Below are 19,906 nucleotides of genomic sequence, written 5' to 3'. Positions count from 1 at the left end.
CGCAATCCCGGTCCGGAAAAATATACCTGCCCTGTGAACAGCGGGATGAAGCCTCCGCAGCTTACCGGATACGAATTTTTTCGGTTGGGAATCCCTGAGGACTCACTGATACTTGGCTCCACAACAGGCGCGGCGAAGACCCCTGTTATCCCCCACAATCCACCATATTTAGTATTTGATTCAGGAACTCGCACTAGTTCTTGACCGGCGCAACGGAGAGTCCTAGCTTTCGGTCCGTTCGGCGCGAGTGAGTTTGCGTCCCGCCGGCACTCCCCCAAAGGGTCTCGCAAATCTCAGCTCCGCCGGCCAGCCAAAGGCAGCGGGATGAGGGCTTGTCTGCCCTCGACATGCGGACTCCCGGGGGAGCCGGAACGGGCCGGCAACAGGCTCGGAAGGCAGACTTCACGGTGGTTTCGAAGTGACACCTGCGTGAAGTGAGAGAAGTAGCGGCGTTGTGGGGCGTTGAACGCATGTCGCGCACATCCCCTTGGGGGCGGATGGGTGTGGACGTGCCGGCGGGATGATCGATGCACGCATCGACGTCGCGCCGGGAAAAAACAGGGCCGGATCCACCGGCTGAACTGCGGTGACCGAAGGCCGGACGGCCGGAAGGCGCCGCGAAACGAAATGTCGACCCGGTACGCCCTCAACGAGGGGCGGGACCGGTCAAAGATTAAGGACGGGGCAAGACCATGCGGATTGAGCGGCGCCACACCACTTCGGGACAGTCACCTTATGCGGGAATCGAATTCCGCCTGACCACGTCGGAGATTCGCAATCCCGACGGCTCGGTCGTGTTCAAGCTTGAGAATGTCGAGGTGCCGGCCGAGTGGTCGCAGGTCGCCTCCGACGTGCTGGCCCAGAAATATTTCCGTAAAGCGGGCGTTGCCGCGCGCCTGAAGAAGGTCGAGGAGGAATCCGTCCCCTCCTTCCTGTGGCGCTCCGTGCCCGACACCGACGCGCTTGGCCAGCTGCCTGAGAAGGAGCGCTATGTCAGCGAGCTCAGCGCAAAACAGGTGTTCGACCGCCTCGCCGGCTGCTGGACCTATTGGGGCTGGAAGGGCAAGTATTTCTCATCCGACGACGACGCCCAGGCCTTCTACGACGAGCTCCGCTACATGCTCGCCAGGCAGATGGTCGCGCCGAACTCGCCGCAATGGTTCAACACCGGTCTTCACTGGGCCTATGGCATCGACGGTCCCGGCCAGGGCCATTATTACGTCGACCCCTTCACCGGCAAGCTGACCAAGTCGAAGTCGGCCTACGAGCATCCGCAGCCGCATGCCTGCTTCATCCAGGGTGTCGGTGACGACCTCGTCAACGAGGGCGGCATCATGGACCTCTGGGTCCGCGAGGCGCGCCTGTTCAAATACGGCTCCGGCACCGGCTCCAACTTCTCGCGCCTGCGCGGCGAAGGCGAAAAGCTCTCCGGCGGCGGCCGCTCCTCCGGCCTGATGAGCTTCCTCAAGATCGGCGACCGCGCCGCGGGCGCGATCAAGAGCGGCGGCACCACGCGCCGCGCCGCCAAGATGGTCGTGGTCGACGTCGATCACCCCGACATCGAGACCTATATCGACTGGAAGGTGAAGGAGGAGCAGAAGGTCGCCGCCCTCGTCACGGGATCCAAGATCAACCAGAAGCACTTGAAGGCGGTGCTGAAGGCCTGCGTGAACTGCGAAGGCTCGGGCGACGATTGCTTCGACCCCGAGAAGAACCCTGCCCTGCGCCGCGAGATCAAGCTCGCCCGCCGCAGCCTCGTGCCCGACAACTACATCAAGCGCGTCATCCAGTTCGCCAAGCAGGGCTACAAGGACATCCAGTTCGACACCTACGACACCGACTGGGACTCGGAAGCCTATCTCACGGTATCAGGCCAGAACTCCAACAACTCGGTCTCGCTGCGTGACGACTTCCTGCGCGCGGTCGAGACCGACGGCGACTGGAATCTGACCGCCCGCACCTCCAAGAAGGTGACGAAGACGCTGAAGGCGCGCGACCTCTGGGAGAAGATCGGCTACGCCGCCTGGGCCTCGGCCGATCCGGGCCTGCACTTCAACACCACGATGAACGACTGGCACACCTGCAAGGCGTCCGGCGACATCCGCGCCTCCAATCCGTGTTCGGAATACATGTTCCTGGACGACACGGCGTGCAACCTCGCCTCGGCGAACCTGCTGACGTTCTACGACACCGAGACCAAGCGCTTCGACGTCGAGGGCTACGAGCACCTCTGCCGGCTCTGGACCATCGTGCTGGAAATCTCCGTCATGATGGCGCAGTTCCCGTCCAAGGCGATCGCCGAGCTCTCCTACGAGTTCCGCACGCTCGGCCTCGGCTACGCCAATATCGGCGGCCTGCTGATGACCATGGGCCTGCCCTATGACAGCAAGGAAGGCCGCGCGCTCTGCGGCGCGCTGACCGCCGTGATGACCGGCATCACCTACAAGACCTCGGCGGAGATCGCCTCCGAGCTCGGCACCTTCCCCGGCTACAAGAAGAACGCGGCGCACATGCTGCGCGTGATCCGCAACCACCGGCGCGCCGCGCACGGCCAGTCCAACGGCTACGAGGCGCTCAGCGTCAACCCGGTGCCGATGGACCTCGTCTCCTGCCCGCAACCCGATCTCGTCAGCCATGCGCAGGCGGCCTGGGATGCGGCGCTCGAGCTCGGCGAGAAGCACGGCTATCGCAACGCCCAGACCACTGTCATCGCGCCGACCGGCACGATCGGCCTCGTCATGGATTGCGACACCACCGGCATTGAGCCCGACTTCGCGCTGGTGAAGTTCAAGAAGCTCGCCGGCGGCGGCTACTTCAAGATCATCAACCGCGCCGTGCCGGCCGCGCTGCGCGCGCTCGGCTATCGCGAAGCTGAAATCGCGGAGATCGAGGCCTACGCCGTCGGCCACGGCTCGCTGGCGAACGCCCCCGGCATCAACGTCACCACGCTGAAGTCCAAGGGCTTCACCGATGACGCCATCGCCAAGGTCGAGAAGGCGCTGCCGACCGCCTTCGACATCAAGTTCGCCTTCAACAAGTGGACCTTCGGCGAGGATTTTATTCGCGACCAGCTGGGAATCGGCGCTGAAGCCATTGCGGCTCCGGGCTTCGATCTCCTTCAGGCCGTCGGATTTACAAAACGCGAGATCGAGGCGGCCAACGTCCACATCTGCGGCGCGATGACGGTGGAAGGTGCCCCGCACCTCAAGGCCGAACACTATCCGGTGTTCGACTGCGCCAATCCCTGCGGCAAGATCGGCAAGCGCTATCTCTCGGTCGAGAGCCACATCCGCATGATGGCGGCGGCGCAGCCCTTCATCTCGGGTGCGATCTCCAAGACCATCAACATGCCGAACGACGCCACGGTGGAGGACTGCAAGTCCGCCTACATGCTGTCGTGGAAGCTTGCCTTGAAGGCCAACGCGCTCTATCGCGACGGCTCCAAGCTCTCCCAGCCGCTCAACTCGCAGCTCATCAGCGACGACGAGGACGAGGACGATGCGGTCGAGCAGCTCTACGAGAAGCCGATGGCCGCGCGCGCGACCCAGGTCTCGGAGAAGATCGTCGAGAAGCTGGTCGAGCGCATCATCGTGATGCGCGAGCGCGAGAAGATGCCGGATCGCCGCAAGGGCTACACCCAGAAGGCGGTCGTCGGCGGCCACAAGGTCTACTTGCGCACCGGCGAATATGACGACGGCCGTCTCGGCGAGATCTTCATCGACATGCACAAGGAAGGCGCCGCGCTCCGCTCCTTCATCAACAACTTCGCCATCGCGGTGTCGCTCGGCCTGCAATACGGCGTGCCGCTGGACGAATATGTCGACGCCTTCACCTTCACCCGCTTCGAGCCGGCGGGCCCCGTGCAGGGCAACGACAGCATCAAGTACGCGACCTCGATCCTCGACTACGTCTTCCGCGAGCTCGCGGTGAGCTACATGTCGCGGTTCGATCTCGCCCATGTCGATCCCAACGAGACCGGCTTCGACGCGCTCGGCAAGGGCGTCGAGGAAGGCAAGGAGCCGGACGAGGACGGCGGCCACCACGCGACCCGGCTGGTCTCGCGCGGCCTCACCCGCTCGCGGACCGACAACCTCGTCGTGATGCGCGGCGGCAGCGCCGCGGTCACGCAAGGCAACGACAGCGCGCCCTCCGGCGGCAGCAAGGTCACGGCGATGGCCTCGCATGGTGCGAGCGCCCGCGTGGGCGATACCCTCGAAGGCGCCGTCGCCCTGAAGCAGGAAGTCCAGCACGACCTCTCGCCGACGGAGAAGCTCGAGCAGCTCCAGTGGAGCAAGGCCGGCACCGCGCAAACCCTCGTCCCCACCAAGGCCGAGCGCCGCGCCGAGGCGAAGGCCAAGGGCTACGAGGGCGAGATGTGCTCGGAGTGCGGCAACTTCACGCTGGTGCGGAATGGCACGTGCATGAAGTGCGATACTTGCGGCAGCACGACGGGGTGTTCGTGATTATGCCAACGGACTGTGAAGTTCAGCCCAAGTCGTCCATCCTGAGCATTTCCGTGTCCATTTAGATCAAGCTCGGATGCCATTCGAAAAATCTTCTAGCCGGCGGCCTAAGGGCCGCCGGCTCCGTCTCGGGAGCGGGCCTTCCGGCGCAGGTGAGTCTGGTTAGCTCGATGGCCTGCGAATTCGACCTCCGACGAATTGACCCACCGCACTTTTTGGTACAGTTCAGATGCGTTCAGTATTCCAGGTTGTAGTGACTGCCGTGGTATGTTTTGGTCTTGAGGAGCGTTGTGATGGGTAACGCGCAGCGCCGATTAGAATGGGCAAAACTGCTGAACGGCAAACGGCGTAAGCCGCCGACCGCGCCGAGCCGGCAGAAGGGCGCCGAAAACAGGATCTCGCTGGAGCGGGACTACGATCGGCTCCTCTTTTCCACTCCGGTCCGACGTTTGGCCGACAAGACGCAGGTCTTTCCCCTTGAGCGGAACGACAGCGTCCGGACTCGCTTGACCCACAGCCACGAGGTTGCCAACCTCGCCCGCAGCATTGGGACCACCTTGGTCTACAATCACGGGGCTGAGCTCGGCCTCACCGGAATCCCGGACGCGGCACGAGCGATCCCTTCCCTGCTTGCTGCCGTCGGTCTCGCCCACGACCTCGGGAACCCGCCCTTCGGTCATCAGGGCGAAGATGCGATGCAGTCCTGGATCGCCCGGCATTCGGACGAGGACAGCGAGAGCTTCAACATATTTTCGGGAGCTGACCTCACGCCGGCCCAGCGGCGGGATTTCGAAAAATTCGAGGGCAATGCCCAGGCCCTACGTCTTCTGACTAGGCTTCAGATCATCAACGACGGCTTCGGCTTGAACATGAGCTATGCCGCCCTTGCCGCGCTCATGAAGTATCCGGTCTCGTCCGACAAGATCGACAAAAAAATCGGGGCCCGGAAGAAGTTCAACTTCTTCCAGTCGGAGGCCACAATCGTTGAAGAGGTATGGCAGCACACCGGCTTGGAAGAAGGCGTGCGCCATCCCCTGACCCTCATCATGGAGGCATGCGACGACATCGCCTACTCAGTGCTGGACCTCGAAGACGCCGCAAAAAAGGGGCTGATCTCGTTCCACGATTTGATCGCATCCTTAAATCATGACGCCAAAGACGACCCGCAAATCCTTGAAATTTGCCAAGAATCCCGCACACGCGAGAGCGAATACCGCGAAGCCCAGCTGTCCGGAGCGGAGCTATCGGACATCTCGATGCAGATGCTGAGGGTCCAAGCCATCGGCTTGATGGTCAATGCCGTGACTGACGCGTTCGTGGCGAATCACGATACGATTATGGTGGGAGAATTCAACGGAGAGCTTCTCGCGGGGTCACGCTCTGATGCGCTCTGGAAGGCCTTTAAGAGTTTCGCCAAAAAGCACGTCTACTCTCACCGCAGCGTAATTGAGGTAGAATTGGAGGGCCATCGGACCATTCACGCCTTGATGGACGCGTTTTGGCAGGCGATCCGCGATCGTGGCAGCGAAGACTTCACGAAGACCAATGGCGCCGCGCCTTATGACGCTTATGTCTACTCCCGCATTTCGGAGAACTACCGGCGCGCCGCCCAGATGTCGAAAATGCCTATGCGTTACCGAGAACTGCAGTTGATGACCGACATGATCTCCGGCATGACCGATTCGTTCGCCGTCGAGCTCTGCCGCGACCTGGTGGCGCTCAGGGGATGACTATGCAGGCGCCCACCCGGAACCAACGAGAACTCGGACGAAGGATAGACACTTTCCTGAAGTCCGACGCGCGAGGAATCGAGGCTCACGAGCTGATCCAACGGCTGAGCACGGTGGGCAAGGTCGGCATCTTCGGCGGCATGGTGCGGGACATCGCCAGGTCCGGCAGCGACGCTTTCGCCTCGGACATCGACTTGGTCGTCGAAGGTGATGCCGACGACTTGGCAGGGCTCTTCGCTGGCGGTACCGCAGAGCGCAACCGATTTGGGGGCTATCGCCTAGATGGTCACCACGTGAAGTTCGACGTATGGGCTCTTCACAACACGTGGGCCATCAAGGAAGGTCTCGTTAGAGCGTCGGGCCTGGGAGACCTTATCAAGACCACGTTCTTCGATTGGGACGCGGTCGTGTACATTCCGTTGGAGCACAAGCTCCACTGTAGTGCCGATTATTTCGAACGGATCGACAGTGGCGTAGTCACGATAAACTTGGAGCAGAACCCCAATCCTTTGGGAGCCATAGCCAGAACGCTCAGGCTGCTCGTCGATTGGGAGGTTGGATTGTCCCAGCATCTGGCGGACTTCCTTTGGCAGCAAATCCGAGCTTACGACGTGAACTCGCTGGTTCGAGCTCAGAAGTACACGCTGGGCCACGTGCCGGTCAAAAGACAGAGCATCCCAGTCCTTCACCGGAAATTGAGCGCTCGAGACTTCTTCCAAAAGGATTTCAGGTATCCGCGCAACGGACGCGCCTGGGCCTAACGCCGCTACGCAATGGGCGACAGCCGGGCAAGCGCCATTGCCGCAAATCAGCCGCGTATCCAGACGTCCGCGTAGCGGCCGCGTTGCCAACGGTTCCATCGGACCGCTGGCGGCGCAGTAGCTGCGCTATGCCGGATTCGGCTTATCGTGTGGAGCGCCGCCCCTCTCACTTCGCCTGGAAACATAAAAACCCCGCCATCACCGGCAGGTTTTCGCTTTTTAGGATCGGCGACTGCAATTTACAGCCTGTTGCGCGACGCACGGACTTGCCAGCAGGCCGCTTGCAGCCGCGGCGGAACGCCGGCGGCGCAGTAGCAGCGATGTGCGGGATTCGGCTTACCGTGTGGCCTACCGAGTGACCGATCGCATCAGGCGTCCGCAATTGTCGTAAAACTGAGGATTCATGCGTTCGGCTTTTCGCGTGGAGGACTGCCGCCGCCCCTTACCCCACTTGCCTGACCTATGAGCGTGGCAAGCCGCCCGTGACCACAAATAAGGCCATCATCGTCAATCGTTAAAAATGCAGATCGGTGGATGCGACCGGGCCTGCCGATTTGCCAACATTTAGCCGGTTCGTGTACCGGATGCATGAGAAGTGGCGCCGTCGGAAGCGCGATCGCTATCGATCGTTTCAAGGGTACCGACGTCCGCCGGCAATACCAATTGTCCCAACGACTGACCGTCCAGACCGCTTCCGCTTTGCTCCCCGGCTATGCGAGTGCGGCGCGTTAAAAACGGGATGCGGTCTCTTACGATCCGACGCACGGTCTTTTCATGCATCCCGAAATCCGCGGCAACGGCCGTGAAGGGACGTTGGGCGGCCTCGAGGCGGATGCGTTCGACCAGGCGCTCGGTCATGCGGTACTTGTCGTCCATGTCCGCCACCGCTTGAAGCGATGTCATTCCGCAGGAGGCGCACCGATACCGCAGTCGATCGACCTCGATCGCGACGAACCGCCCATCACTCTGAGGCAAATCCCGGAAAGTGGTAATTTTTTTGCCGTGGTTACGAAGCGAACGACGGTCGCCGCACTTCGGGCAGTGGCTCGGCTCTTGGCCGCAAGTCGCGCTGATAACAGTGGCCAACTTCCCGCGATTTCGTCGCCGAACGTTTTTGACACGCAGCCAGTGCAGGTCCGAGAAGTTATACATGCTTCTCGGCCCCTTCGAGCCGAAAACACTGTTCGGCTTACCTCGCGACTACCGAGGATTGGCCCTTAAGCCCACGGCTGGAAAGTGCGAAGTCAATTCGCCATTCGGCTTTTCGTGTAGCGCGCAGCTATCGAACATATCCGTGGGCTCGACGCTCTGAATCGAGTGCTCCGAAAGAGTCCAGCCCGCTCTACAACCCGCTAAGCGATTCTTTTTGTGCATCTCAGAACCGGGCAACGAGTAAAATGCCCACCCCGATCAAGAAGCCCAAAACGCAAGGCAGGCGTCCCGTCGCCTTGATCTTGGTGCCCCAGAGAAGGGTGAGTTCGATAGAGTCGTGCATAGCTGCGTATCCTTGAATGGGAGGTACGCAGGGCCCCGCCACATCACGTCCGAAACACTTGCTGCATTGCACCAAGAGCGTTTCAGAAGCGGCACGGCCGGTAGCGCTCAAGCACGTTGCGGCCAATCGTCGGCCTCAGATCGTCCATGAAGGCCGACACGCTCGGAAGCTCTCACTTCCAACAACCGCCCACTTCGCTGCTGTGCAGATGGCGAATAGCCGATACTCGGCCGACGCCCGGCGCCAGCCATCGCCATGGTGGCACATCCAAAGCTGCCTTACCTGCCGATATCCCCGCGCCGCTTCAGCGAGCGGGAGCCGGAGCTGCGGTTGAAGGAGCCCCGATCATGGGCTTTTTCCTGTGGGCGGGCTCGGTGCCGTCCTAGCCGACGTCGCAACGGGCTAGCGCCTGCTATTTTTTGCCGACACCTTGAACGGCGTTCCATCCCACCTATCCGTGTCAGCCACGGCGAGGTAGAATTGCCACCGTGTTTTTGGACGCCCACGTTGGGTGGACTCGTCAGAAACGCAAGCTGCGCGGACGGCCAGTATGGCCGGTTGGACCGAATTTAAACTTCGTCTGAGCCCTCCCTGACGAGTCGGCCACGTCGAAGATCCTCACCGGTATCGGGTGGTGGTCTTCATGTGGGAAGCTCCCCCTGATGAACCCATCCCCGATACGGCCAAATAGAAGGCATATCGACGATGGGAAAATCGATCCCCCACCGGCTCTACGTGACTGCGGCCATGGCTTTTGCCGCAGGTGGCTTCGCAATGACCGCCGCGATCCTCTCTGGCGATCCGAGCGAGCTGCATCGGCTCATTGACGCATTCCTCTACGGGTTTCGCGTCATGGTCATCGGCCTCGCCATCCGTCCCAGAACCACGGAGGGCTAACCGACCTTAAAAGCACCCAACGACTTACCACTCGCGGCCATCTCAGTCTTAGCCAGGTTGGTTCAGCACCGCGGCCCGCCCACGTCCTGGACGGGTCGCGGAGGCTGCGATACTTGACTGCGGCCGAGGATGATCGATTGACCTCACCCGGCTTGAAACCAAGCGTGCGGATCTCAGGTTCGAGCCACGTCTTTTGCTGCCGTCAACGCTGAGGTGACTTGCGGGTGCTTGAAACTCGCTACGATGCCGGCCATTCAACCTCCGAGGATTTGAGCCGAGGCTAGCCTTTGCGCCGAAGGCGGCCATGTTGGCTTGACGAGCTAAAAGGAGGCAGGAATGGCGAAGAGGATAAGAGCTCGCGTCCAGGAAACACGCCACGTGCGCCCGCATAACGACCTCGACAGCGCAGCCTTCTATTTCCAGAAGATCATCAGGGACAAGCTAGCGTCGAACACGCGCGATGCACTCTTCTTCGATTGCATGGCCTGCTCGACCATGATTGCTTTTGCCTTCGAGGCTTACCTCAACTTCTTCGGCGCCGAACTGGTCAAGCCATGGCAGGAGCGCCAGGGGATGAACGACAAGATCAAACAGGTTTTCGCGGCCTTGAAGCTGGCACCAAATTGGACGGCACGGCCGTTCAGTAGCATGAAGGCCATGAAGGAGCTGCGTGACGTGTTCGCCCACGGCAAGCCGCAGACGTTCGAGATGGACAAGATCATTGAAGCTGAGGTCGGCGAGCTGGATGGTAAGCGTTACGACATCGGCCCGGAATGGGAGAAGACCTGTACGCCGGACATTGTGCTTGCGGCCTATGAGGACCTGGAAGCTGCATGGAGGGTGATGTTCGAGAACTCAGGCCTGTCTATCTATCAGGCCATGGATCATGGTGAAGGTGGCCTCACCTTCATCGAACACGTCGAAGAGAAGAATGGCTAGAGCCGCGAGTAACATGGGTAATGACATGCTCGCGCCACCGCGCGGCCTTGCCGACCGGTTTTCCGCAAAAGACGCAATTCGTCCATCCCGGATCGTTCGGGGCTCGTCCCCGCTGGAAGCTTTGAGGCATTAGCGGGAGATACCACTCGTCTTTCTCGAATTCGGGCTGAAGAAATTCCAGGCTCTTAGACCGGCATTCTTGGTTCTGTAAATGAAGAAATGCCAGTGCCCGACGAGTGCATTCTTGTCGGGCGGCCGTCGATACGGCGGCGCCAGCGTTCCGTCTTGCGCCGCACGATCGACCACGGCGTCGATACGATACTGCCAATCCTTCGCGACTGCGAACAAGCGAGTGTAGTTATGCTCCAATACGGCGAGGTTGATACTGGGCCAATCCTTCAGATGCTGATCGTACTTGATCGACTCGGGGTATCTGAACGTTTGACCGGTCGGGTCGACCTCTTCGATGTGTGCGACCACCTGCTCGAAGAGCGCAGCGTCCTCGGCGGTATAATCGATCGCGCCCAACAGCTTTTCTGCCTTTCTCCAGTTCCGAAGAAGCGTATGGCCTGTCCGATACTGCTGACCTGTTCCCTTCACCCGCCCCAGGTCGGCGATAATGTATTTTATGTAGAGCTCCACGGCGTGACGGAAGTTGAAACAAATTGGATAGACTAGAACGTCAATAGTGGCTCCAGGCACCTTCGCATCGATCAAAAGCAATCGGGTGCCTTCGAAATATCTCCAGGCGTAGTCGTAAAGATCGTAGGGGCCGCCATTGTTGCCGACGCACGCGTTGAAGCGTGAAAGGTCATTTTGGAGACCCCTAAACAGTCCGTTCTGCTTGAAAGCCGCAACCATGAGGTACCTCGGGACGGGAACGCCACCATAGCAACATTGCCGGAACGTAGTAGACGGCCGATTCGTCGCCACGGCCGACGCCAACATAGACAATTCCCGCCCTGCCGAGGCCCGTCTCTTTACTTCTCGCTTAAGTTGAAGTTACGTTCGGCTTTTGAATCGCATATGGGGCACCCTTTTGTCTTCGATCTCGAACATCATTGCACTGGCAATTCTGCTTCTTTCCTTGACGCAAGTATGGGCGGCTGACTGCGGTTGCCGCTTCCAGAAAGCACATTCAGAGTCCAGTGTAGGGACGTGCGCCGTGCGCGAAGACATGGCTCGCGATTGCAATTTGGTATGGGGCATGCCGCCCGGTCCCGCCTCCAAGGAAGCCAGAGCATCGTATTTCGATGACAATTCGATCTATGGCGAGATCACGCGTGCCGCCGCTCTCGCCCCCTCACCCGACGCCGAGAGTCTTGCGCCAGGCGTTTCGCGCATGTCCGATCCCAGCTTTTGGAGCCAGTACCAATCCGAAATCAGAAAGCGCACCTCGATCGATGACCGCATCAAACCAGGCACCTTCGATCTCTCGCTTGCCTTTCTGGCCAACTCCGACGCGGGGGCGGACTTTCGTCAATTCACAATTGGCGCGCTAACATACGTTACCGTCGTCAATCTTCGACAGGGAGGGACTGATCCGGAGATTCGGCAGCAGATGCTGGTCGCGATGATGCGCAATCGTGATCGCCTCGCCGCGTTCACGGTCAACGGTCAGGGATCGTTCGAACAACCCGGGAAAGCGAAGCTGCCCACCGGCCAATTTATCGAGTTTATTATAAGAGCGCGCACCATTCCCGGCTGCTTCGACATTTGGAGCGACCAGCTTACCGTCGGTTCCATGGTCAAGACACCGTCGTCGCCAGGCAAGGGGCGCCGATGCGAATGATGCCTTGCCGAGCGCTTACACTACTCTTCTTGGTTATTTGCGTGTCGCCCCAAACCCAGGCGCAGACGGTCCGCATCTTCGAGTGGAGCAAGGGGCGTTCTCCGATTGCGTTGCTCTTCATCCACGGCATAGGCGGCTGCGCTGTTCCCCCCGGGCAGACGGCCGCAAGCGCATGTGCCGCAAACTCGGAAGATAGCTTCAAGAATCCGAAGGCCTCGAAGAGCTGGCCGGAAATGATCGCGAGCGATGACCATCATCTCGCAGCAAATCAACTTGAGGACATTCTGCCATCTCCGTTGAGGATCGACGATCTCGGAGTTTGGGGAGTCGACTACAGCCGACTTACGAACGCGGATTGCGCGCCCTTCAGCATCCCGGAAACAGCCCGGCTGGTGCGTTCAAGAATCGAGTCCAGCGGACTGTTCGATCGCTACGAACAGATAATCATCGTCGCCCACAGTATGGGTGGCTTGTTGACAAAGAACATGCTGCTCGAATGGCAAACCGCCGGTGATCCGGACGGGATGTTGGCACGAACGATCGCGGTAATTTTTCTCGGCGTCCCTTCACAGGGAAGCAAACAGGCACCAAATCCCGGCGTCCAAAGCTACCTCTATAAGCTGATGGGAGCCGACAAAGTCGCAGGCGTGTGCGGACGGCAGGCGCAGGACATGTTCCCAGGTCTCCTCAACACGTACCTTCGTGACCTGGAGAGACGATGGGAGGAACTACTCAACACGCGACGCGCCGCCTCACATTCGCAGGCGCCTCTCGTCCATTGCGCCTACGAAACAGTTCCGGAGCCCGTTCTTGGAGGGCTCACCGGAGCAATGATCGTTGACGAGCTCTACGTTCAGACACAATGCAGCAGCGCGCAGATCGGGTTGCCGACGTACCATACCATGCTACCGAAGCCGCAAAACCTGCAGGATGATGTCCACAGCGCCTTCTTTACCCGACGCCTGGACGATCTGTTCAGGCAGTGGTCTCAATGGTCCTTCACCCGATATGAATTTCTTCCGACCGACACATTCGAAACCTTCGCGCGGGTCATAAACCGAAATCAGAGGTCGTTCGTGCTCAGCGCCGAAGACGTTCGAAGTGTGAAACCGGAGCCCGGATCCTTCGATGGTGCCGATAGTTTCGTGGTGATGGCCAAGGTAGCCAGAGCCAATCCGACTATATGCCTCGATATCGACTGGCCCCCGAATGGTCCGGGTCGGGCTGCCTTTCATCCAGCAGGCCAATGCCGCCGGTGATTCCCGACCCGCGCCAGAGCGCTTCCTTCGCGGAACCCGCCTCATCAACAGACCCAATAAGCCGTTGTTTTAACGATCGAAAAGCTGGATTCACCCAAAGAATGAGGCTAATGACCTCACCTAACGGTTGCAACCAACGACGGCCGCGTGGAATGGTCTGGGTTGGCAGGGGGGAAAGGTGTCTCAGCAGCGCATCACCACGATCGAGGAAGAAAAAGCGAGCGAGTTCTCGAAGCGACTGGCCGTGCAAGTTTCGGATAGGCTCGCCAAGGAATCGGCCGAGGACGACGAGGTTCAGGCCGCCTTTGCGGAGGTCGCAGGCGCTTACATCACCCAGGACGGCGGTCTTCCCGAATTTGTTCCTTGCTCAATCAACGAAAGGGTTGGCCGCAACAAGGTAACGGTTCGTGGCTATTCGCCGATCGATGACACCGGGACACTGCGCCTCGTCACCACGGCCTACCAGGACGGAGCCTCTGTCGGAAGAACTGACTTCGTAGCGCTCGTTCGCCATGCCTGCAACTTGGTTTCCGCAGTCTCCGATGAAAAGGAGCTCGACGACCGCCCCGAAGTGATAGAGCTGGTGAAGCATATCCGGGATCACCTCTCCGAGCTTCGGGAGGTTCGGGTCATCGTCGTCTCGAATGCGAGTATCAATGTCGACGATATCGAAGCCGATGGCGAAGGCATCACCTTCAAGAGCGAGCAATACGACATCGATCGCCTCTACAGAATCTCCGACGTCACTATTCGGAGATCGGACATACAGGTCGACTTCGAGCATTTGCTCGGAAACGGCGTGCCGTGCATCGAGGTGAGCGGAAAGGACTACAACTACAAGACCTATCTCCTGACTCTCGACGGGGAAACGCTTTTCAAGATCTTCGAGCGCTACGGTTCGAAACTCTACGAATTGAACCTCCGTTCTTACCTTCAGCCGAAGACCGGCGTTAACAGGAAGATGCTGGAGACCATCAAGACAGCTCCGGTGCGCTTCCTCGCCTACAACAACGGGATCTGCGCGACGGCCGACCTGATTGAAGCCGGCCTCGAGCACGGGCAGACGGTCATAAAGAAGCTGATCGGGTTCCAGATCGTCAACGGTGCGCAAACCACCAGCACGATACATCGGGCTCGAAAGAGTGGCGAGGATGTCGCTCAGATCCACGTCGCGGTTAAGCTCACGCGAGTAGACGCAGACGATCTGGAAGAGTTCATTCCGCGCATCACCGAATACGCAAACACCCAAAATCCGATCAAGGCGGCCGATCTTCAGTCAAACATCAAATTCCATCGTCAGATGGAAGACCTGTCGAACGACGTCTGGTGCCCCGATGGGATAAGTCGTTGGTTCTATGAACGCGCCCGCGGTGCCTATGAGGCGGCGTACATTCGGTACGGCACGACGCCGAAGAAGAAGAAGGAATTCCGCGAGGAATGCCCGAAGGAACAGAAGTTCGGCAAGACCGATCTAGCCGCCTATCTCATGGCCTGGAATTGCGAGCCGCAGAAAGTCTGTCTCGGTGCCCAGAAGAACTTCAACCAGTTCATGAACAAGCTCGACGAATTCGTTCCGGAGAGACAGGATCCGGATCCGCAATTCTATCGAGACGCGATCGCCAAGGGTATTCTCTTCGAGCGCGCCGCCAAAGCCGTGCGGGAAGCGGAAATCCCGGCCTATCGCGCCCAGATTACCGCGTACCTCGTCGCTCGCTGCGCGCTCGAGTTCAAGGACAGCTTCCGTCTCAGTCGCGTCTGGGCCGAACAATGCCTCTCGGATGAGCTCATCGACCTTCTGAAGCAGTGGGCCACCGTCATCCAGAAGTCCATCATCGACTCAGCGAATGGTCAGAACGTCACCGAATGGTGCAAGAAGGATGGTTGTTGGGACGCAGTCAGCCAGATCGAGTTATCGACAAAGGAGCTGCCGCCCGAAGCGCTTCCTGAGGACAGGGATCCACTGTTCTCGGTCAATCCTCCGACTTCCAACATCGCGCCGCCGCCACAATCGGCCAACGGAACAAACTTGGTTGAAATCGACGCCGCCAAAATCGGCGATGTGGAGCTTTGCCGAAGGCTGAACGAGCGGGCCTGGGCCCAGATTGCCATGTGGGGAGCTGAGACCCGCTCGCTCGACGACTTCGAGCGGAGCATCGTTGCGACCATGCAGAGAATGGCCATCGGTGGATGGCGAAGGGATCCGAGTCCCAAACAGGCGAAGCACGCCGGCCGCATAGCCCGTCGCGCAATCGACCACGAGGTGGTCCGCCCTTCCTAGCGCTTGCGCTTGCTGACAGTGCTGAACTTCAGGTCCGTCCGCCCGGGCTTCGATCCGCTGCCCTTCGAGGCCTTCGGCTCCGGATCAGCACCCGTGTTCTTACTCCCTGCCCGCTCGGTTCCCTCCTTCTGGCCAGCCGCCGCGTCAGCAGACACAAACGCCGAGCGATTGCGCGCCCTCGCCTCCTTCTCGTTCCATCCGGCCGCGACTTTCAGGAAATCCTCGTCCCCGATTTTCGAGCTCTCGAAGTTCTCGTCGTGCTGGACCTTTACAAGCAAAGGAAAACGGACGGCCTGTCCGGAAACGATGCCCTGACCGGGGCCAAAAGTCTGAAGGATGTTCGCGTCGGATTCCGACAGGTTCTCCATGACCGACCGAACGAAGTTCTTGTCCTTTGGGTTCACGAGTCTCAGCACGAGGAAGCTATTGCACTGCGTAAGGATCGTTTCATCCAGTCGCGCCGGCCTCTGTGAGATGATCATCAGGCCGGTGCCGAACTTGCGACCTTCCGTGATCACCTTTCTGACCGTCGAGAGTGACGGCGTCTCATCCGTGCCTTCCTGGCGACTGGGAATGAAATTGTGGGCTTCCTCGATCACCGTCTGAAACGGCGGAATCCGGTTGGTGAGAGAAGCGCGATGCAGGAACAGTGCGTCCAGGACCATCGAGACAATGGTCGACTGCGTCAGGTGATCGTATCCAGCCAGATAGAAGATGGATACCTGCTTTTTCCGCACGATGTCTTCCGGATCGCGCTTCGGATCGGGCATCTCGTGGAAGACGTACGATTCCTTCAGTCGTTCACAGAGTTGCTTGTTGTTCTGCTCCATCTGCTTCAACGCACTCAATACGAAGCTTAGCGAGCGCTTGACTGCGTTCACCGTCATCGCGCCGAACTTCTTTGGCGAATCCTCCGCCTCCGCGTCCTTGTCCCTCCTCTGAATGTTGGAGGCGATACGCTCCGCGTGTTCGATCAGTTCCTGGATGTAGGCGGAAGCCCGCGTTCCGTCCGAAAATTTGGTTTCCGTGACGATCTTGTTGAAGAAATCATGCTGCGCTTCGGTCATCTTCTTGCCCATCTTGGCAAGGAGATCAGAAACGACCGTGACGTTTTCGTCCGACACCTTCATCATCGGATAGAAGAGCTTGATCTCGGTGTCTGGCGGCAGGCGGTCGCGCCTTTCGTAGAGTCCGAGATAGTCGCCGTGGGGATCGAAGATCACGATCGGATATCCGTGCGCGATAAGCTCAAGGATGATCCTGCGCGCGGCGACTGTCTTGCCGCCGCCGGTCATCGCGAGAATTGCCAGATGGCGCGAGACGACCTTGTTGGCAGCGAGGGATACTTCGACGTCGGAGCGGCCAAGCAACGTGCCTACGTGCAGCTTGGGTGCGTTGTCTTGTGCGGCACCCAGCAGCTTGCGAATGCTTGCGGCGGGTGGATTGATCACCCTGGCCGCGGGTTGGACGGGATACGTGAGCGGAGAGAGCTCCATCTTCTCCGCTGAGTTCTCTCCGGAAGAGCCCAGGATCAATACCTCGGCATTCAGGTAGTCCCGGCTGGTAGAAAGCACGGTGTCGATCAGGCGCAAATTCTGTTCGGCAAGTTCCTGCGCTGCTTCGGCGGGAAAAAAGGGATTGTGCCGATCGATCGACATTATGCGCCCCCAAACGACCGCGTCCTCGTGCTTGCGATTGTCGTTCGGAATCTTCGAGACCGTCGCGACGATGTCGCCCACCTTTGCGCGCAGACTACGCAGAATGAAGCGGTAGCTGTCCGTCGACGTATTGCCGACGACAGTGCCGATCATGTTTTCCGGGTCGGTGATCCACGTCATCTTGGGCGCCCTTATGCCTTAGGCCTGAAGAACCAGTCTCTGCTGCTCACGGACAGCATCTTGATGGCGTACTCCTGCAGTCTCCGGTCGTCCTGTTCGAACGCCTTCCTGAGCAGCACCGCCTTGTGTCCCGCGCCGATTTCCTTGCTGAGCCAGCTGGGCACCTTCGCGTATTTGTCGACGATATCCAGGGCTACCGGGAATCCGTAGCCGGGAAGAAGTCGAGCCGTCGCCAGAATCAGTGTCATGGCCTCCTCATAGCCCTCCGTTTCCTCGAAGGTTTCCACCCTGAAGGGACGAACTGTTTCGGACGGCTTAAGATATGTCGTCAAAGGGTTCGGATAGGCCTTGAGACTCTCCTCCCATGCGACCGGCCATTTGTTGCTGGGCTCCTGTCGTTGCACGACTTTTGGTTCAAGGTATTCGCCGGCGCCAAGCACCACGTCGAGAATCTGCGTATCGGACAGATCGTACTTGCGCAGCAGCGCCGCCCCCGCGGCGTAGTTTTTGTCTGGCAGGTCGCCAGCCTCTTTCATCTCGTCGAGCACTCGCAGAAGAAGAGGCCGGCCGCCTCCATCACGCTCCACGATTCCGAAAGCTCGGGCGTTGGCAGCCCTCACCTGCTCAAGGATGTCGCGATAAAGCGGGACGAAATGCCGCCTTTCACTCGGCACCGGCGCTCCGAACAGGCTGCCTGCAGTCTCGGCAGTGAAGTATGGGAACCCTGGGGGGCCGTAGGGCGCGGCCGGATTGATCAGAGGTCCATGCACTAGCACCGTACTAACGTCTGCCCGCCTCCGGGTCAGTGCCAACGCTGCCGCAATCTCGGAAATGATCCTGGCAGCGTCGCGAAGCTTCGCTCGATCCTCGTAGCGATCTTCAAGGTCATCGGGCACTGCGAAGGTGGACGGACTTTCGGCGTACAGATCATCAACGATCGAGAACTCGATGTTGAACTCTTCACGCGCATCGGTTTCGTCGCCGGGCCGTACAACGTAACTGCCAACCCGGATGCCCAGGGGCGAAGCCCCCGGAAGATCGATCGACGCCACCCCACCATCCACGAAGCCGAACGCCTGGCCCTGCTGTCGAGGCCAGAATTCGGCTGGATCGTACAACGCCTTTCGGATGAGATCGTTGGCGCGAAGAAAGTCACTGAGGTTCTCGGCCAGGTTGCCGACGTGCTGGATGAAGGCCTGTTCCAGGCGCGGACCTTCCGACCGCGCTACCCGCAGCATGTTCACAAGGAAATCGCCTTGCGTGACCTTGCTTTCGAGCCGATCGTGAACTTCCATGGTAGAATCGCCCCCCGCTCCAGTTGTCCTTTTAATCAATGACTTACGCAAGCCGCACCCGCAAGAAACCAGTGGAAGCACGCCCAGTCCGGCTGCACCGTGGGGACATCATGAGTCCTGCGACCCGCAGCGCCGTCATGGCGCGGATAAGGGGAAAGGGCACTAAACCTGAGCGTGCGATCGCAGAACTTATGGCGGGCGCCGGCCTGCAATGGGAGGAGCATTGCAGGGACCTTCCGGGACGTCCCGACTTCGTGCTCCGGAGCCTCAAAATCGCGATCTTCGTCGACGGCGACTTCTGGCATGGCTGGCGCTTTCCGGTGTGGCGACTGAAGCTCTCGGAGCATTGGGAGCGGAAGATAGAAGGCAACATCCGCAGGGACGTCAGAAATTTTCGCTCCCTCAGACGCGCTGGTTGGAAGGTCATCCGTATCTGGGAGCACCAGGTCCGAAAGTCCCCGTCCCTCTGTCTCGACAAAATATTGTCGGCCAAGGCCTCCCGAGGCCTGGCGGAAAGCAGCTCGGCCTGGCATGGTGGAACCAGACAAAGGCCCGAAGGACATGTCAGAGGATCACCAGAACAAGGAAGACGGCGACGAGTGGGAGCCGATCTTCGACATTCCTGACAATCTACGTCGGGACGGCTCGAACTATGTCGAGTGGGTCTGGTCGCTTCTTGACGACGGGATCGACATCCCCCGCTCGGGATCCTTCGCTGATCTGCGCACCGCGACAGGTGCTCCTCTGCTCGATCCCGATATGGCGGCACATCTGGACGAGCAGATGAAAGTCGCAATGGGGGCTGCGGCCGCCAACAACCATGGCATAGAGGATATCATCACCTGCTGCAGTGCGCGCGACTTCGATGCCGGTCCACTTGCCGACGAACTCTCCCGGCTGTTCTTCATGAATTCCGAAGAGGCCCTTTCGAGAGCGAAATCGATCGGCGAAATTTGCGATATCGCAGAGGACTTCTGCCGCGAGGCGATCTACCTCAAGGCATCCCTGGCGTCCGATTCCGTCCTCCCGATGCCTGTTCGACGGGCTATCGCCCCCTCCGCAGCGGACGATCGGGAAGATCGTCGTGCCTGATGCCCGAATCGGACTAAATCGGCCAGATGCGACCGACCGTGCAGCTACCGGCCTGCACCATTGAAGG

The 19,906-nt window shown here is 59.7% G+C and carries 15 protein-coding genes; 10 read left to right on the top strand and 5 right to left on the bottom strand.

All coding sequences use genetic code 11. From position 1 onward, the window contains the following. Positions 1–692: 692 nt before the first annotated feature. The 3 genes from EDE08_RS08175 to EDE08_RS08165 all read left to right on the top strand — a co-directional run bounded on the left by EDE08_RS08175 (position 693) and on the right by EDE08_RS08165 (position 6,954). Positions 693–4,463, top strand: a complete 3,771-nt coding sequence (locus EDE08_RS08175; protein ID WP_131868445.1) for a vitamin B12-dependent ribonucleotide reductase — start codon at positions 693–695, stop codon at positions 4,461–4,463. A gap of 293 nt (positions 4,464–4,756) precedes the next feature. Then, the gene (dgt, locus tag EDE08_RS08170) at positions 4,757–6,193 is read left to right on the top strand and encodes a dGTP triphosphohydrolase (protein ID WP_131868444.1); all 1,437 of its coding nucleotides are present in this window, start codon (positions 4,757–4,759) and stop codon (positions 6,191–6,193) included. 2 nt (positions 6,194–6,195) lie between these two features. Then, a complete protein-coding gene (locus tag EDE08_RS08165; RefSeq protein WP_131868443.1) occupies positions 6,196–6,954 on the top strand; it encodes a nucleotidyltransferase domain-containing protein in 759 nt (252 codons plus the stop codon). Between the two features lie 564 nt (positions 6,955–7,518). Here the strand turns inward: EDE08_RS08165 and EDE08_RS08160 are convergent. Beyond that, the gene (locus EDE08_RS08160) at positions 7,519–8,106 is read right to left on the bottom strand and encodes a helix-turn-helix domain-containing protein (protein ID WP_131868442.1); all 588 of its coding nucleotides are present in this window, start codon (positions 8,104–8,106) and stop codon (positions 7,519–7,521) included. Between the two features lie 1,048 nt (positions 8,107–9,154). On the opposite strand from EDE08_RS08160, the gene EDE08_RS08155 reads away from it, so the two are divergent. Further along, entirely contained in the window at positions 9,155–9,346 is a 192-nt protein-coding gene (locus EDE08_RS08155) for a hypothetical protein (protein WP_131868441.1), read from the top strand. Here EDE08_RS08155 and EDE08_RS39600 read toward each other — a convergent pair. Then, the gene (locus EDE08_RS39600) at positions 9,306–9,518 is read right to left on the bottom strand and encodes an H-NS family nucleoid-associated regulatory protein (protein ID WP_131868863.1); all 213 of its coding nucleotides are present in this window, start codon (positions 9,516–9,518) and stop codon (positions 9,306–9,308) included. The two genes, EDE08_RS08155 and EDE08_RS39600, sit on opposite strands and share 41 nt — an antisense overlap. Before the next feature lie 164 nt (positions 9,519–9,682). On the opposite strand from EDE08_RS39600, the gene EDE08_RS08145 reads away from it, so the two are divergent. Next, positions 9,683–10,285, top strand: coding sequence for a hypothetical protein (locus tag EDE08_RS08145; RefSeq protein ID WP_131868440.1), 603 nt, complete (start codon positions 9,683–9,685; stop codon positions 10,283–10,285). 129 nt (positions 10,286–10,414) lie between these two features. On the opposite strand, the gene EDE08_RS08140 is transcribed toward EDE08_RS08145, so the two are convergent. Next, positions 10,415–11,146, bottom strand: coding sequence for a HEPN domain-containing protein (locus EDE08_RS08140; protein WP_131868439.1), 732 nt, complete (start codon positions 11,144–11,146; stop codon positions 10,415–10,417). A 304-nt stretch (positions 11,147–11,450) separates the two neighbouring features. Between EDE08_RS08140 and EDE08_RS08135 the strand changes: the two genes are divergently transcribed. The 3 genes from EDE08_RS08135 to EDE08_RS08125 all read left to right on the top strand — a co-directional run bounded on the left by EDE08_RS08135 (position 11,451) and on the right by EDE08_RS08125 (position 15,614). Then, complete coding sequence (locus EDE08_RS08135; protein WP_131868438.1) at positions 11,451–12,077, top strand: hypothetical protein; 627 nt, start codon at positions 11,451–11,453, stop codon at positions 12,075–12,077. A gap of 41 nt (positions 12,078–12,118) precedes the next feature. Continuing rightward, positions 12,119–13,336 carry an esterase/lipase family protein gene (locus EDE08_RS08130; protein ID WP_131868437.1) on the top strand — a complete coding sequence of 406 codons (1,218 nt, stop codon included), beginning with the start codon at positions 12,119–12,121 and terminating at the stop codon, positions 13,334–13,336. Between the two features lie 178 nt (positions 13,337–13,514). Further along, on the top strand, positions 13,515–15,614 hold the full coding sequence (locus EDE08_RS08125; RefSeq protein ID WP_165935840.1) for an AIPR family protein: 2,100 nt from the start codon (positions 13,515–13,517) through the stop codon (positions 15,612–15,614). Here EDE08_RS08125 and EDE08_RS08120 read toward each other — a convergent pair. Together EDE08_RS08120 and EDE08_RS08115 are read right to left on the bottom strand one after the other, a co-directional pair. Beyond that, the gene (locus tag EDE08_RS08120; protein ID WP_131868435.1) at positions 15,611–17,452 is read right to left on the bottom strand and encodes an ATP-binding protein; all 1,842 of its coding nucleotides are present in this window, start codon (positions 17,450–17,452) and stop codon (positions 15,611–15,613) included. The genes EDE08_RS08125 and EDE08_RS08120 overlap by 4 nt on opposite strands. A gap of 11 nt (positions 17,453–17,463) precedes the next feature. Next, positions 17,464–18,747: a DNA double-strand break repair nuclease NurA gene (locus EDE08_RS08115; protein ID WP_131868434.1), complete on the bottom strand. Its 1,284-nt coding sequence runs from the start codon at positions 18,745–18,747 to the stop codon at positions 17,464–17,466. A 38-nt stretch (positions 18,748–18,785) separates the two neighbouring features. Here EDE08_RS08115 and EDE08_RS39595 point away from each other — a divergent pair, with 38 nt between their 5' ends. Next, complete coding sequence (locus EDE08_RS39595) at positions 18,786–19,373, top strand: very short patch repair endonuclease (protein WP_131868433.1); 588 nt, start codon at positions 18,786–18,788, stop codon at positions 19,371–19,373. After that, positions 19,279–19,839 carry a hypothetical protein gene (locus EDE08_RS08105; protein ID WP_165935792.1) on the top strand — a complete coding sequence of 187 codons (561 nt, stop codon included), beginning with the start codon at positions 19,279–19,281 and terminating at the stop codon, positions 19,837–19,839. The genes EDE08_RS39595 and EDE08_RS08105 overlap by 95 nt, the downstream gene beginning before the upstream one ends. The last annotated feature ends 67 nt before the right edge of the window (positions 19,840–19,906 follow it).

The organism is Bradyrhizobium sp. R2.2-H (genome assembly GCF_004346455.1).
GTDB classification, from domain to species: domain Bacteria; phylum Pseudomonadota; class Alphaproteobacteria; order Rhizobiales; family Xanthobacteraceae; genus Bradyrhizobium; species Bradyrhizobium diversitatis.
This window is presented reverse-complemented; position numbering and strand designations above follow the sequence as displayed.

What these genes read in the sequence shown, in the direction of transcription:
- EDE08_RS08175 (WP_131868445.1), top strand. Translation starts at nt 693, where the DNA reads ATGCGGATTGAGCGGCGCCACACCACTTCGGGACAGTCACCTTATGCG.
- dgt (WP_131868444.1), top strand. Translation starts at nt 4,757, where the DNA reads ATGGGTAACGCGCAGCGCCGATTAGAATGGGCAAAACTGCTGAACGGC.
- EDE08_RS08165 (WP_131868443.1), top strand. Translation starts at nt 6,196, where the DNA reads ATGCAGGCGCCCACCCGGAACCAACGAGAACTCGGACGAAGGATAGAC.
- EDE08_RS08160 (WP_131868442.1), bottom strand. Translation starts at nt 8,106, where the DNA reads ATGTATAACTTCTCGGACCTGCACTGGCTGCGTGTCAAAAACGTTCGG.
- EDE08_RS08155 (WP_131868441.1), top strand. Translation starts at nt 9,155, where the DNA reads ATGGGAAAATCGATCCCCCACCGGCTCTACGTGACTGCGGCCATGGCT.
- EDE08_RS08145 (WP_131868440.1), top strand. Translation starts at nt 9,683, where the DNA reads ATGGCGAAGAGGATAAGAGCTCGCGTCCAGGAAACACGCCACGTGCGC.
- EDE08_RS08140 (WP_131868439.1), bottom strand. Translation starts at nt 11,146, where the DNA reads ATGGTTGCGGCTTTCAAGCAGAACGGACTGTTTAGGGGTCTCCAAAAT.
- EDE08_RS08120 (WP_131868435.1), bottom strand. Translation starts at nt 17,452, where the DNA reads ATGACGTGGATCACCGACCCGGAAAACATGATCGGCACTGTCGTCGGC.
- EDE08_RS08115 (WP_131868434.1), bottom strand. Translation starts at nt 18,747, where the DNA reads ATGGAAGTTCACGATCGGCTCGAAAGCAAGGTCACGCAAGGCGATTTC.
- EDE08_RS39595 (WP_131868433.1), top strand. Translation starts at nt 18,786, where the DNA reads ATGACTTACGCAAGCCGCACCCGCAAGAAACCAGTGGAAGCACGCCCA.
- EDE08_RS08105 (WP_165935792.1), top strand. Translation starts at nt 19,279, where the DNA reads ATGGTGGAACCAGACAAAGGCCCGAAGGACATGTCAGAGGATCACCAG.